The following is a 12,739-nucleotide window of genomic DNA, read 5'->3' on the forward strand; positions in this document are numbered from 1 at the left end:
GCTGACCGTCGCCGCCCAGACCGTCCAGGTGTCCGCCTACCCCGACCACTACGCCCAGTGGGAGCAGCAGGCCGCCGACCTGGTGGCCGAGCACTGGAACAGCTGACCCGGCGGTGACCGGGGTCACGACGAACGAGCGGAAGAACCGTGACCCCGGTACCGTTGTGCAGAGCGTCGGTGTGTCCAGTGTCCCCGGGCCTCACCTAAATTGCCTTCGCGGAATACCGTTCGGCTGGAGCCGCGTCGCGCCACTCGCCGAGAGGCGACATGCACACCGACGCCCAGAGCCGCCCCGGCCATCCGGCCGGGGCGGCTCTGTCTGTGGGCTCGAGTCGCACGCCTCCGACGCCTGGCCTAGGGTGAGAAGGGAGAGGTGAGAGCCGTTCTCGACGGAGAGGGGGGTGCGCGGATGGGGTTCAAGACGTTCATCCAGGGGTGGCCGGTCTACCGGCAACTCACCGGCACCGACCCGCTCGGTCGCGGCGCCGCCGCCCAGTCGGCGCGGTCCGCCGAGTTGGCTCCCCGCACCGAGACCGCCGACGGCATGGCCCGCTCGGTCTGCCCGTACTGCGCGGTCGGCTGCGGGCAACGCGTCTTCCACTCCGACGGCAAGGTCACCCAGATCGAGGGCGACCCGGACAGCCCGATCTCGCGCGGCCGGCTCTGCCCGAAGGGCTCGGCCAGCAAGAGCCTGGTGACCAGCCCGCTGCGCCAGACCAAGGTCCGCTACCGCCGGCCGTACGCGACCGAGTGGGAGGACCTGGACCTCGACGTCGCGCTCGACATGATCGCCGACCGGATCCTCGCCGCCCGCGCGGAGACCTGGGAGGACGTCGACGACGAGGGCCGCCCGCTGAACCGGACGCTGGGCATCTCCAGCCTCGGTGGCGCGACGCTGGACAACGAGGAGAACTACCTCATCAAGAAGCTGTTCACCGCGATGGGGGCACTCCAGATCGAGAACCAGGCCCGTATTTGACACTCCGCCACCGTCCCCGGTCTGGGGACCAGTTTCGGTCGCGGCGGCGCCACGGACTTCCAGCAGGACCTCGCCAACGCTGACGTCATCGTCATCCAGGGCTCGAACATGGCCGAGGCCCACCCGGTGGGCTTCCAGTGGGTGATGGAGGCGAAGAAGCGCGGCGCGAAGGTCTTCCACGTCGACCCGCGGTTCACGCGTACCAGCGCGCTCGCCGACACGTACCTGCCGATCCGGGCGGGCACCGACATCGCGCTGCTCGGCGGCGTGGTGCGCTACATCCTGGAGAACGAGCTCGACTTCCGGGAGTACGTGCTGGCGTACACCAACGCGGCCAACATCGTCAGCGAGCGGTTCGCCGACACCGAGGACCTGGACGGCTTGTTCTCCGGCTACAACCCGGACACCGGCTCGTACGACCACGCGAGCTGGCAGTACGAGGGCCAGGAGGACAACGCCAAGATCCGCGGCACCGGCAAGGAACGCGACTCGGCCTCCGGGCTGGAACACGAGTCGCACGGCGAGCCGGTACCGCCGCAGGCACCTCGGGACGAGACGTTGCAGCACCCCCGCTGCGTCTACCAGATCCTGAAGCGCCACTTCGCCCGCTACACCCCGGAGATGGTGGCCCGCGTGTGCGGCATCCCGGAGGAGAAGTTCCTCGAACTGGCGCGGGCCTGGACGGAGAACTCGGGCCGGGAGCGCACCGGCGCGCTCGTCTACTCGGTCGGCTGGACGCAGCACAGCGTCGGCGTGCAGTACATCCGCACCGGCTCGATCATCCAGACGCTGCTGGGCAACATGGGCCGGCCGGGCGGTGGCATCCTGGCGCTGCGCGGACACGCCAGCATCCAGGGCTCCACCGACATCCCGACGCTGTTCAACCTGCTGCCCGGCTATCTGCCGATGCCGCACCACGCCGACCACCCGACGTTCGACGAGTGGGTCGACAGCATCCGGCATCCGGGCCAGAAGGGCTTCTGGGGCGACTCGCGGGCCTTCGCGGCGAGCCTGCTCAAGGCGTACTGGGGTGACGCGGCGACGCCGGAGAACGACTTCTGCTACGGGTACATGCCCCGGATGACCGGCGACCACGGCACCTACCAGCAGGTCCTGAACATGATCGACGGCAGGGTGAAGGGCTACTTCCTGCTCGGCCAGAACCCGGCGGTCGGCTCGGCGCACGGCCGGGCCCAGCGCCTCGGCATGGCCAACCTGGACTGGCTCGTGGTCCGCGACCTGTTCATGATCGAGAGCGCCACGTTCTGGAAGAACAGCCCGGAGGTCGCCACCGGCGAGATCGTGCCCGAGGAGTGCCGCACCGAGGTGTTCTTCCTGCCCGCGGCCTCGCACGTGGAGAAGGAGGGCACGTTCACCCAGACCCAGCGGCTGTTGCAGTGGCGGGAGAAGGCCGTCGACCCGCCGGGCGACGCCCGCTCCGAGCTGTGGTTCTTCTACCACCTCGGCCGGGTGCTGCGGGAGAAGCTGGCCACCTCCACCGAGCTCCGCGACCGCGCGCTGCTGGACCTGGCCTGGGACTACCCCACGCACGGTCCGCACGCCGAGCCGAGCGCCGAGGCGGTGCTCAAGGAGATCAACGGGTACGAGGTGGCCACCGGCCGCCCGCTCGACGCGTTCGGCGAGGCCCGCGACGACGGCTCCACGGCGATCGGCTGCTGGATCTACTCCGGCGTCTACGCCGGCGGGGTGAACCAGGCGGCCCGCCGCCGGTCCCGGCACGAGCAGGACTGGGTGGCGGCCGAGTGGGGCTGGGCGTGGCCGGCGAACCGGCGCACGCTCTACAACCGCGCCTCCGCCGACCCCGACGGCCGGCCGTGGAGCGAGCGCAAGAAGTACGTCTGGTGGGATCCGGACGCCGGCGAGTGGACCGGGTACGACGTGCCGGACTTCGAGAAGACGAAGCCGCCGTCGTACCGGCCGCCCGAGGGCGCCTCCGGGCCGGCCGCGCTCGCCGGTGACGACCCGTTCGTCATGCAGGGCGACGGCAAGGCGTGGCTGTACGCGCCGAGCGGCGTCCTCGACGGCCCGCTGCCGACGCACTACGAGCCGGCCGAGTCGCCGATGCGCAACCCGCTCTACGGTCAGCAGGCCAACCCCACCCGCAAGATCTACGAGCACCCGATCAACCGGATGAACCCGAGTCCGCCGGAGCCGCACAGCCAGGTCTTCCCGTACGTGTTCACGGTCAGCCGCCTCACCGAGCACCACACCGCCGGTGGGATGAGCCGTACCGTGCCGCGCCTGGCCGAGCTGCAACCGGAGATGTTCGTCGAGGTGTCCCCGGAACTGGCCGGCGAGGTCGGGCTGGCACACCTGGGCTGGGCGCACCTGATCAGCGGCCGGGCGGTGATCGAGGCGCGGGTGCTGGTCACCGACCGGCTCACCCCGCTGCGGGTGGACGGCCGGATCATCCACCAGGTATGGCTGCCGTACCACTTCGGCACCGAAGGGCTCGTCACCGGCGACTCGGCGAACGACCTGTTCGGCATCACGCTGGACCCGAACGTCCTCATCCAGGAGAGCAAGGTCGGCACCTGCGACATCCGGCCCGGGCGGCGGCCCACCGGCCCGCCGCTGCTCGACCTGGTCGGCGACTACCAGCGGCGGGCCGGGATGACGCCGGACCGCAAGGTGCCGGTGGTGACCACCGACGCGGCCGGCGGGGACGACGCCGCCGGCAGCACCGACGAGCAGTCGGCCGCCGCGCACCAGGACGGGGATCGGGATGCCTGACGCCAACAGCCTGTACGGGCCGCTGGACCCGGCCCCGGACGCGGGCTGGGTCTCCGCGCCGCCCCGGATGGGTTTCTTCACCGACACCAGCGTGTGCATCGGCTGCAAGGCGTGCGAAGTGGCCTGCAAGGAGTGGAACGGCGTCCCCGACTCGGGTTTCGACCTGCTCGGCATGTCGTACGACAACACCGGCGCGCTCACCGCGAACTCGTGGCGGCACGTCGCGTTCATCGAGCAGCCCCGCCCGGCCGGGCACCGCACGGCGCCGTTCGCCGGCGACCCGACCGGCCCGGCGATCAGCCCCGCGTCGGCGTCGGTCGGCGCGGGCACGGCACCCGACACCGGTACGAACCCGGGCCTGCCGCCGGGGCGGCCGGAGGCGGCGGCGCGGATGGCCGCCGGGCCGGAGTTCCTCGGCATGCCCGGCGCCCAGCCGCCCGGGCGGGGCACCGGCGCGGAGTCCCGCACCGACTTCCGCTGGCTGATGATGTCCGACGTGTGCAAGCACTGCACGCACGCGGCCTGCCTGGACGTGTGCCCGACCGGTTCGCTGTTCCGCACCGAGTTCGGCACCGTGGTGGTGCAGGAGGACATCTGCAACGGCTGCGGCTACTGCATCTCCGCCTGCCCGTACGGCGTGATCGACCAGCGCAAGGGCGACGGCCGGGCGTGGAAGTGCACGCTGTGCTACGACCGGATGGGGGCGGGCATGACGCCCGCCTGCGCGCAGGCGTGCCCGACCGAGTCGATCCAGTACGGCCCGCTCGACGAGCTGCGGGAACGCGCCGCCCGGCGGGTCACCGCGCTGCACGAGCGCGGCGTGCCGGAGGCGCGGCTGTACGGCCACGACCCGACCGACGGTGTCGGCGGCGACGGCGCGTTCTTCCTGCTGCTGGACGAGCCGGAGGTGTACGGGTTGCCGCCGGACCCGGTGGTCACCACCCGGGACCTGCCGAAGATGTGGAAGCGGGCCGGGCTGGCCGCGCTGGCCATGGCGGCGGCTGCCGTCGCCGCGTTCGTCGGAGGATCGTCGTGAGCCCGGACCGCCCGGTCGGTGACCTGTTCCGCCGTTTCCGCGAGCGCCTGTCCGCGGAACGCGGCATCGGCACCGCTGCTGAACGCGGCAACGGCGCCGCCGCTGAACGCGGCAACGGCGCCGCCACCGAGCGGGAGAACGGCAGCCGCGCCACCGCGGCCGGTCCCGGCGTGGGCCGCACCGACGCGGGTTCCCGCGACGCCGGCCTGGCCCCGCACCCGCCCCGCGACGCATCCCCGCGCCGGCGCAGGGGCGGCAAGGGCGGCGGGGAGCAGTTGAACGTCCCGCCGGCCGAGTTCAGCTCCTACTACGGCCGGCCCATGCTCAAGCCGCCGGTGTGGCGGTGGGACATCGCCGCGTACCTGTTCACCGGCGGTCTCGCCGCCGGCTCGTCGCTGCTCGCCGCGGGCGGGCAGCTCACCGGCCGTCCCGCGCTGCGCCGCGCCGGCCGGATCGGCGCGCTCGCGGGTGTCGGCGCCAGCACGTACTTCCTGGTCAACGACCTGGGCCGGCCGTCCCGCTTCCACCACATGCTGCGGGTGGCGAAGGTGACCTCGCCGATGTCGGTGGGCACGTGGATCCTCAGCGTGTTCGGCCCGGCCGCCGGGGTCGCCGCGGTCGCCGAGGCGGCCCCGCTGCTGCCCGAACGCGGCGTGCTGGGGCTCGGCCGCCGGCTGCTGCCCCCGGCCGGGCACGCCGCCGGGCTGGTCGCCGCCGTCACCGCGCCGGCGCTCGCCACGTACACCGGGGTGCTGCTGGCGGACACGGCGGTCCCGTCGTGGCACGAGGCGTACCCGGAACTGCCGGCCATCTTCGCGGGCAGCGCGCTGGCCAGCGGCGCCGGCGTCGGGCTGCTGGCCGCGCCCTGCGCGCAGGCCGGCCCGGCGCGGCGCCTCGCCGTCGCGGGCGCGACGATGGAGCTGTGGGGCTCGCACCGGGTGGAGAACCGGCTCGGCCTGCTCAGCGAGCCCTACACGCAGGGCACGCCCGGGAAGCTGCTGCGCGCCGGCCGGGCTCTGACCGCCGCCGGTGTGGCCGGCGCGCTGGTCGGCCGGCGCAGCCGCGTGCTGTCCGCGCTCTCCGGCGGCGCGCTGATCGCCGCGTCGGTGTGCACCCGGTTCGGCATCTTCCACGGCGGGGTCGCCTCGGCGCGCGATCCGCGGTACACGGTGGTGCCGCAGCGCGAACGCGCCGACCGGCGGGCAGCCGACCAGGACTGACACCTCCCCGGGCGGCCTTCCGTCCGCTGTGGTTGACTGCTGCGTGGAGGCGTTCAGGCGGCTGGTGCCCCTCCCGGTCTTCAAAACCGGTGTGGTCCGGGATCCGGGCCAGGCGGGTTCGATTCCCGTCCGTCTCCGCCAAACCGTTCCCGGGAGTGCGCGATGCGTGAGGTCGACCCGCGACGGCGGGTGCCGCGCACCGACGCGCTGCTCGCCGATGCAGCGCTGGCCGCCGCCGCCGGCACGCTCGGCCGCGACCGGGTCAAGGCCGCGATCGTCCGCGCCCAGGACCGCGCCCGCCGCGGCGAGCTGACCCCCGATCGGGTACGCGACGCGGCACTGGCCGACCTGCCCGGCCGTACGCCACGTGCGGTGCTCAACGCCACGGGCGTCGTGCTGCACACCAACCTGGGCCGCGCCCCGCTCGCCCCGTCCGCCGTGGACGCGCTCGTCGCCGCCGCCGGGCACACCGACGTGGAGCTGGACCTGCGGACCGGGCGGCGGGCCCGGCGCGGCCGGGAGGCGCTCGACGCGCTCGGAGCGGCCGTGCCCGACGCCGGGGCGGTGCACGTGGTGAACAACGGTGCCGCCGCGCTGGTGCTGGCCGCGACCGCGCTGGCCGCGGGCCGGGAGATCGTGGTCAGCCGCGGTGAGCTGGTCGAGATCGGCGACGGGTTCCGCCTGCCCGACCTGCTGGCCAGCACCGGCGCGCGGCTGCGCGAGGTGGGCACCACCAACCGCACCACGCGCGCCGACTACGAAGCCGCGATCGGCGAGCACACCGGCTTCGTGCTGAAGGTGCACCCGTCGAACTTCGTGGTCATCGGCTTCACCTCGGCGGTGCCGGTGGCCGAGCTGGCCACGCTCGGCGTACCGGTGGTGGCCGACATCGGGTCGGGCCTGCTCGAGCCCGATCCGCTGCTGCCGGCCGAGCCGGACGCGGCCACCACGCTGCGCGCGGGCGCGCACCTGGTCACCGCCAGCGGCGACAAGCTGCTCGGCGGCCCGCAGGCCGGTCTGCTGCTCGGCGACGCCGACCTGGTGCAGCGGCTGCGCCGCCACCCCCTGGCGCGGGCGCTGCGGGTCGACAAGCTCACCCTCGCCGCGCTCGCCGCCACCCTGTACGCGCCGACCACGCCCACCCGGGACGCGCTGCACGCCGACCCGGCCCGGCTGCGGGAACGGCTGGAACGGCTACGTGACCGGCTCGGTGAGGACGGCTGCAAGGCCGAGGTGGTGCCGAGTGTCGCGGTCGTCGGCGGCGGCGGTGGCCCCGGCGTGGAACTGGACTCGTGGGCGCTGAGCCTGCCCGAGCGGTACGCCGAGCCGCTGCGCACCGGCGACCCGGCGGTCCTCGGCCGGGTGCTGCGCGGCCGGCTCCTGCTGGACCTGCGCGCCGTGCCGGAGGACGCCGACGACCGGGTCCGCGCGGCCGTGCTGAGCGTGGGGGACTGACCGGCATGTGGGTGGTGGCGACCGCCGGGCACGTCGACCACGGCAAGTCCACGCTGGTGCGGGCGCTGACCGGGATGGAACCGGACCGGTGGGCGGAGGAACGCCGCCGCGGCATGACCATCGACCTCGGCTTCGCCTGGACCGCACTGCCCTCGGGCGGCACGATCGCCTTCGTCGACGTACCGGGGCACGAGCGGTTCGTGCCGAACATGCTCGCCGGTGTCGGCCCGGTCCCGGCCGCGCTGATCGTCGTGGCCGCCGACGAGGGCTGGATGCCGCAGTCCGCCGAGCACCTGGCCGCGCTGGACGCGCTGGGTGTGTCGTACGGGCTGCTGGCGGTCACCCGCGCGGACCTGGCCGATCCCGGACCGGCGACGGCGCGCGCCCGCGCGGAGATCGCCGCGACGTCGCTCGGCGAGGTGGAGGCGGTTCCGGTCTCCGCGGTCACCGGCGCCGGGCTGCCCGAGCTGCGCGCCGCACTGGACCGGCTCACCGCCCGGCTGCCCGACCCGGCCCGGGACGCGCCGGTGCGGCTCTGGGTGGACCGGGCGTTCACCGTGCGCGGCAGCGGCACCGTGGTCACCGGCACGCTCGGCGCCGGCCGGCTGCGCGTCGGCGACGAACTGGAGCTGGCCGCCACCGGCGAGGCGGTGCGGGTACGCGGACTGCACTCGCTCGGCGTCGCGCATGCCGAGGTCGAGGCCGTGGCCCGGGTCGCGGTGAACCTGCGCGGGCTGTCCCGGGACCGGGTCGGGCGCGGCGACGCGCTGCTCACGCCCGGCCGGTTCGGGCGTACCGACCTGCTCGACGTGCGGCTGTCCGGCGATCCGGCCGCCGACCTGCCGGCCACGCTCACGCTGCACGTGGGCTCGGCGGCGGTGCCCGCCCGGGTCCGGCCGCTGGGTCCGGACACGGTACGGCTGCGCCTGGCCCGCCCGCTGCCGCTGCTGATCGGGGACCGGGCGTTACTGCGCGACCCCGGCCGGCACCACGTCGCGGGCGGCGTGACGGTGCTGGACGTGGACCCGCCGCCGCTGCGCCGCCGGGGCGCGGCGGCCGCCCGCGCGGCGGTGCTGGCCGGCCTGGACGGGCGGCCGGACCTGGCCGGGGAGCTGCGCCGGCGACGGCTCGTCCGGGCCGGCGACCTGACCCGGATGGGCGTGCCGCCGACCGCGGCGCCGGTGGCCGGGCAATGGCTGGCCGACCCGGAGCACTGGCGGGACCTGGGCCGCCGCCTCACCGAGGAGGTGACCCGGTACGCCGCCGGGCATCCGCTCGCCGCGGGCGTACCCGTCGACGTGCTGCGCCACCGGCTCGACCTGCCCGACCGCGCCCTGGTCACGGCGCTGCTGCGCCCGCCGCTGCGGCTGCGCGACGGACTGGTCACCGCCGCACCGCAGGGGACGCTGCCGGACCCGGTCGCCCGGGCGGTGGACCGGGTCCGGGCCGAGTACGGCGACCGCCCGTTCCAGGCCCCCGAGGCGCACCACCTGGCCGACCTCGGGCTCGGTCCCCGCGAGATCGGTGCCGCGGTGCGGGCCGGCGCGCTGCTGAAGCTGGCCGAGAACGTGGTGCTGCTGCCCGGCGCACCCGACGACGCGGTGCGCGTGCTCGCCGGGCTGCCGCAGCCGTTCACGCTCAGCGCCGCCCGCCAGGCGCTCGGCACCACCCGCCGGGTGGCGGTGCCGCTGCTGGAACTGCTGGACCGGCGCGGCGCCACCCGGCGGCTGCCCGACGACGCCCGCGAGGTGGTCCGCCCGCCGGGCTGAGCCAACCGGCGTCGCCCGCCCGTCCCGGTCACCTACCGTGACGCCATGGACCCTTCCGCGGTCTGGCGGGACAAGAACCACAAGTGGCGGATCGAGGCGTACCGGGCACCGGACCTGCGCTTCGCCATCTTCGCCACGAACGGCCCCACCGAGTCGGCGCCGCTGTGGCTGTTCGGGATGGCCGCGCTGGCCCGCTGGCTGATGACCCACGCGATCTCGCTGGACGACCTGGAGACCGACTGATGGGCGCGCAGGTCGCGCTGGTGCTGGTGCTGATCCTGGTCAACGCCGCCCTGTCCGGCAGCGAGATGGCGCTGGTGAGCCTGCGGGAGGGGCAGTTGCGGCGGCTGGCGCGGTCCGGGCGGGCCGGCGCGCGGCTGAGCCGCCTCACCCGCGAACCGAACCGCTATCTGGCCACCATCCAGCTCGGTATCACGCTCGCCGGGTTCCTCGCCTCGGCCGCCGCCGCGGTGACGCTCGCCGAGCCGCTGGTCGGCCCGCTCGGTTTCCTCGGCGGGGCCGCCCGCCCGGTGGCGGTGTTCCTGGTGACGCTGCTGCTGACGTTCCTCACGCTCGTGGTGGGGGAGCTGGCACCCAAGCGGCTGGCCATGCAGACGGCGGAACGGTGGGCGCTGATCAGCGCCGCGCCGCTGGACCTGCTGGCCCGGCTGTCCCGGCCGGCGGTGTGGCTGCTCGGCCGCTCCACCGACCTGCTGGTCCGGCTCGCCGGCGGAGACCCGCGCGCCAGCCGGCAGGAGGTGACCGAGGAGGAGCTGCGGGAGATGCTGGTCAGCCAGCGGGGCCTGTCCGCCCAGCAGCGGGAGATCCTCGCCGGGGCGTTCGACATCGCCGGCCGTACGCTGCGGGAGGTCCTCGTCGCGCGCCGCGACGTGACCACGTTGCCCGCCGACATGCCCGCGGCCGAGGCCATGCGCCGGCTGGCGGCCACCGGCCGGTCCCGGGCGCCGGTGATCGGCCCCGGCGGGCTCGACGACGTGTGCGGGACCGTGCACATCCGCGACCTGGTGGACGCCGACGGGACGCGCACCGGCGACCGGGCCCGCCCGCCGGTGCTGCTGCCCGGCACGCTGCCGGTGGCCGACGCGATGCGGCAGCTGCGCCAGCGGCACGAGCAGCTCGCCCTGGTGGTCGACGAGTACGGCGGCGTGGACGGCCTGGTCACCATGGAGGACCTGCTCGAGGAGGTCGTCGGCGAGCTGTACGACGAGACCGACCGGGACGTGCACCGCGCCGTCCGGGAGCCCGACGGGGCGCTGCTGCTGCCCGGTGACTTCCCGCTGCACGACCTGCCCGACGTGGGCGTGCGCGTGACGTTCCCGCTGTCGCGCGAGTACACCACGGTGGCCGGGCTGGTGCTGGCCGGCCTGGGCCGGCTGCCCGAGGGGCCGGGGGAGCGGGTCCGGCTGCCCGGCCTCACCGTCGAGGTGGTCGAGGTGGCGGGACGGGCGATCCGCCGGGTCCGGCTGCGCGGCCCCGCTGTGGGCCGCACGCCGGACTGACACCCGGACGGGGGACAGCCGCCCGATCCCCGGCCCGGCCCGCGCCGCCGGTCGTACGGTGCGGGCGTGAAGGACCGAGGACTGCGAACGTTCGTCACCGTGCTGGCCGGACTGGCCGTGATCTACTTCGGCTTCGCCGGAAGCCGCGACAGCGGCGGGGAGGGCGGCGTCTCCGGCGGCGTGGTGCTGCTGGCGCTGCTCGCCTCGCTGCTGGCCTGGAACCTGACCAAGCCCGGCCCGGCGAAGTAGCCGCCCGGCTCAGTGTGCGGTCGCGGCGCTGCGGCTCACCTCGCCCGCCGACTCCTCGCCCAGGGCCACCCGCACCAGCGCCGACGCGAGCCGGCCGAAGTCGGCCTCGCCGACCAGCCCGACCAGGGCGCCCGGGCTCGCCGGCAGGCCCAGCCGCCGCGCCCCGGCGAGCGTGCGCCGGTCGGCGTACGGGCGCACGTCCGGCCACACCGACTGCGCCTCCCGCAGGAAGATGTCCGCACCGGTGGGGCCGATGCCGGGGAACTCGGTGAGCAGCCGGCGCAGCACGGCCGGTTCGGAGCCGGCCTCCTTGTGCAGCCGGCGCAGGTCGCCGTGCCAGCGGTCCAGGCAGAGCCGGGCGCCGGTGCCGAGCATGGTGGCGGTCCGCTCGTCGTAGCGCCGGTAGTGGCCCCGGCCCAGCGCGTCGACCCGGTCCTGCCAGCTCGCCGCCTCCATCGCCTGCGGGGTGCGGTAGCCGGCGGCGAACAGTTCCCGGGCGGCGGCCACCGCCACCGAGGCCCGGATCCGGGTGCTCAGCAGCGTGGTCAGCACCAGCAACTGGTAGAGCGGGCCGGGCCGGTCCGCGAGGGCGATGCCGGCCTCCTCCGCGTACGTGCGGGACTGCCGGTCCAGCAGGGCGCGGGCGACGTTGCGATCGTCTGGCATCCGTCCGGCTTACCCGCCCCGGCCCCGGCCAGACCCCCGGGCCGATCCGGAATGCGCCGGGCGGCGACGGGTACGCGGGTCGGGTGCGCGGTCGACCGCCGTGCGCTCCCACCGGGAAGGAGAGACCCGTGGTCAAGCCGCAGCAGGAGGAACTGCGCCGGAACGACCTCGGCGCCACCAGCCAGGACAGCCGCAAGACGGCCGTCACGGCGGGCGGCCGTTCACGAGGCCGTGGCACGTCGAACGGCGACGCGGGACGGCCCGTCCCCAAGGGACAGGTGTCGCCGTACGGCCCGGCCGGTGAGCCGGTTGCCGACGACGAGAGCGACAGCTAACCGCGAGCCGACGTCGGCCGCAGCCGCCGCCAGGTGGCTGCGGCCGACAGCCCGTACGCCAGGTGCGGGATCAGGTCGGAGACCCAGTCGCTGCGCCGCCAGGTACGCGGGTCGGTCACGCCGAGCAGCGTCATCGAGCCGTCGGAGGTGGCCATCACGCCGCCGCCGAGCAGCAGCGTGGCCAGCGGCAACGGAATCCGCCGGTGCGCGGCGAGGACGCCGAACGCGGCCCCGGCGGCGATGCCGGTGGCGTACCCCAGGAACGGCCCCAGACCGGAGCGGCGGTTCGCCGCCTGCTGGTCCTGGCCCAGGTCGACGTGGGCGACGTCGGCCAGCCGTCCGGCCACCGACTCCGGGGTGCTGCTGGCCGGCCGGGCCCGCAACACCATGTCCAGGTAGGAGACCGCGTTGAGGACGGCGCTGCCGACGGCGCCCGCGATGGCGCCGTCGACAACCGCTGCCGTCCTCACTTCGGGTCACCCGGTTCCCGGTTGCCCTTGGGGCCGTAGGTCCGTTCGCCCCGGACCACACCACGTTGCCCCCGGTCGTCCTGCAGGATCCGGTTGGCGACCTGGTTCGCCTCCTTGTCGGCCGCCCGCCCGGACTGCTCGACGAGGTCGCGAAGGCGTGCCCGCTGCTTGTCGTACGCGTTGCTGCCCGGCCGTGGTCCTGGCATCTCTGCCTCCTCCGGATCGCTGTCGGCTGACGTAGGCGTCTACCCGCCCGGGCCGGGACCAACCGTCGCTCGGCCGGGGG

12 protein-coding genes and 1 tRNA gene are annotated in these 12,739 nt (G+C 75.0%); 10 read left to right on the forward strand and 3 right to left on the reverse strand.

Annotated elements, in window-relative coordinates; translation table 11 throughout:
* The first annotated feature begins 409 nt into the window (after positions 1 to 409).
* From fdh to V6U82_RS23095, 9 genes are all read left to right on the forward strand, one after another.
* On the forward strand, positions 410 to 3,733 hold the full coding sequence (fdh, locus tag V6U82_RS23055; protein WP_334464421.1) for a formate dehydrogenase: 3,324 nt from the start codon (positions 410 to 412) through the stop codon (positions 3,731 to 3,733).
* The gene (locus tag V6U82_RS23060; RefSeq protein WP_334464423.1) at positions 3,726 to 4,769 is read left to right on the forward strand and encodes a 4Fe-4S dicluster domain-containing protein; all 1,044 of its coding nucleotides are present in this window, start codon (positions 3,726 to 3,728) and stop codon (positions 4,767 to 4,769) included. The genes fdh and V6U82_RS23060 overlap by 8 nt, the downstream gene beginning before the upstream one ends.
* Positions 4,766 to 5,989 carry an NrfD/PsrC family molybdoenzyme membrane anchor subunit gene (gene nrfD / locus V6U82_RS23065; protein WP_334464425.1) on the forward strand — a complete coding sequence of 408 codons (1,224 nt, stop codon included), beginning with the start codon at positions 4,766 to 4,768 and terminating at the stop codon, positions 5,987 to 5,989. The genes V6U82_RS23060 and nrfD overlap by 4 nt, the downstream gene beginning before the upstream one ends.
* A gap of 45 nt (positions 5,990 to 6,034) precedes the next feature.
* Positions 6,035 to 6,130, forward strand: a tRNA-Sec gene (locus tag V6U82_RS23070).
* Positions 6,131 to 6,151: 21 nt separating this feature from the next.
* A complete protein-coding gene (gene selA, locus V6U82_RS23075) occupies positions 6,152 to 7,444 on the forward strand; it encodes an L-seryl-tRNA(Sec) selenium transferase (protein WP_334464427.1) in 1,293 nt (430 codons plus the stop codon).
* A gap of 5 nt (positions 7,445 to 7,449) precedes the next feature.
* Positions 7,450 to 9,213 carry a selenocysteine-specific translation elongation factor gene (gene selB, locus V6U82_RS23080; RefSeq protein WP_334464429.1) on the forward strand — a complete coding sequence of 588 codons (1,764 nt, stop codon included), beginning with the start codon at positions 7,450 to 7,452 and terminating at the stop codon, positions 9,211 to 9,213.
* Positions 9,214 to 9,258: 45 nt separating this feature from the next.
* Positions 9,259 to 9,456, forward strand: a complete 198-nt coding sequence (locus tag V6U82_RS23085) for a hypothetical protein (RefSeq protein WP_013286387.1) — start codon at positions 9,259 to 9,261, stop codon at positions 9,454 to 9,456.
* Positions 9,456 to 10,733: a hemolysin family protein gene (locus V6U82_RS23090; protein ID WP_334464431.1), complete on the forward strand. Its 1,278-nt coding sequence runs from the start codon at positions 9,456 to 9,458 to the stop codon at positions 10,731 to 10,733. The genes V6U82_RS23085 and V6U82_RS23090 overlap by 1 nt, the downstream gene beginning before the upstream one ends.
* Positions 10,734 to 10,799: 66 nt before the next feature.
* Positions 10,800 to 10,982 (forward strand): hypothetical protein, encoded by a 183-nt coding sequence (locus V6U82_RS23095; protein ID WP_128138538.1) that lies wholly within the window; start codon positions 10,800 to 10,802, stop codon positions 10,980 to 10,982.
* A 9-nt stretch (positions 10,983 to 10,991) separates the two neighbouring features.
* On the opposite strand, the gene V6U82_RS23100 is transcribed toward V6U82_RS23095, so the two are convergent.
* Positions 10,992 to 11,648, reverse strand: a complete 657-nt coding sequence (locus V6U82_RS23100; protein ID WP_120569851.1) for a hypothetical protein — start codon at positions 11,646 to 11,648, stop codon at positions 10,992 to 10,994.
* Between the two features lie 128 nt (positions 11,649 to 11,776).
* On the opposite strand from V6U82_RS23100, the gene V6U82_RS23105 reads away from it, so the two are divergent.
* A complete protein-coding gene (locus V6U82_RS23105) occupies positions 11,777 to 11,983 on the forward strand; it encodes a hypothetical protein (protein ID WP_334464432.1) in 207 nt (68 codons plus the stop codon).
* Here the strand turns inward: V6U82_RS23105 and V6U82_RS23110 are convergent.
* Both V6U82_RS23110 and V6U82_RS23115 read right to left on the reverse strand, forming a co-directional pair.
* Positions 11,980 to 12,453, reverse strand: a complete 474-nt coding sequence (locus V6U82_RS23110; protein WP_334464434.1) for a hypothetical protein — start codon at positions 12,451 to 12,453, stop codon at positions 11,980 to 11,982. The genes V6U82_RS23105 and V6U82_RS23110 overlap by 4 nt on opposite strands.
* On the reverse strand, positions 12,450 to 12,659 hold the full coding sequence (locus V6U82_RS23115) for a phosphatidylethanolamine-binding protein (protein ID WP_120569853.1): 210 nt from the start codon (positions 12,657 to 12,659) through the stop codon (positions 12,450 to 12,452). Before V6U82_RS23115 ends, V6U82_RS23110 begins: the two co-directional genes overlap by 4 nt.
* Positions 12,660 to 12,739: the final 80 nt, after the last annotated feature.

Origin of the sequence: Micromonospora sp. CPCC 205554, from assembly GCF_036902745.1 — a bacterium.
GTDB classification, from domain to species: Bacteria; Actinomycetota; Actinomycetes; order Mycobacteriales; family Micromonosporaceae; genus Micromonospora; species Micromonospora tulbaghiae.

Bases quoted from the DNA above. Each gene is read 5' to 3' on its own strand.
- V6U82_RS23060 (WP_334464423.1), top strand. From the start codon at position 3,726: ATGCCTGACGCCAACAGCCTGTACGGGCCGCTGGACCCGGCCCCGGAC.
- V6U82_RS23100 (WP_120569851.1), bottom strand. From the start codon at position 11,648: ATGCCAGACGATCGCAACGTCGCCCGCGCCCTGCTGGACCGGCAGTCC.
- V6U82_RS23090 (WP_334464431.1), top strand. From the start codon at position 9,456: ATGGGCGCGCAGGTCGCGCTGGTGCTGGTGCTGATCCTGGTCAACGCC.
- V6U82_RS23115 (WP_120569853.1), bottom strand. From the start codon at position 12,659: ATGCCAGGACCACGGCCGGGCAGCAACGCGTACGACAAGCAGCGGGCA.
- selA (WP_334464427.1), top strand. From the start codon at position 6,152: ATGCGTGAGGTCGACCCGCGACGGCGGGTGCCGCGCACCGACGCGCTG.
- V6U82_RS23085 (WP_013286387.1), top strand. From the start codon at position 9,259: ATGGACCCTTCCGCGGTCTGGCGGGACAAGAACCACAAGTGGCGGATC.
- selB (WP_334464429.1), top strand. From the start codon at position 7,450: ATGTGGGTGGTGGCGACCGCCGGGCACGTCGACCACGGCAAGTCCACG.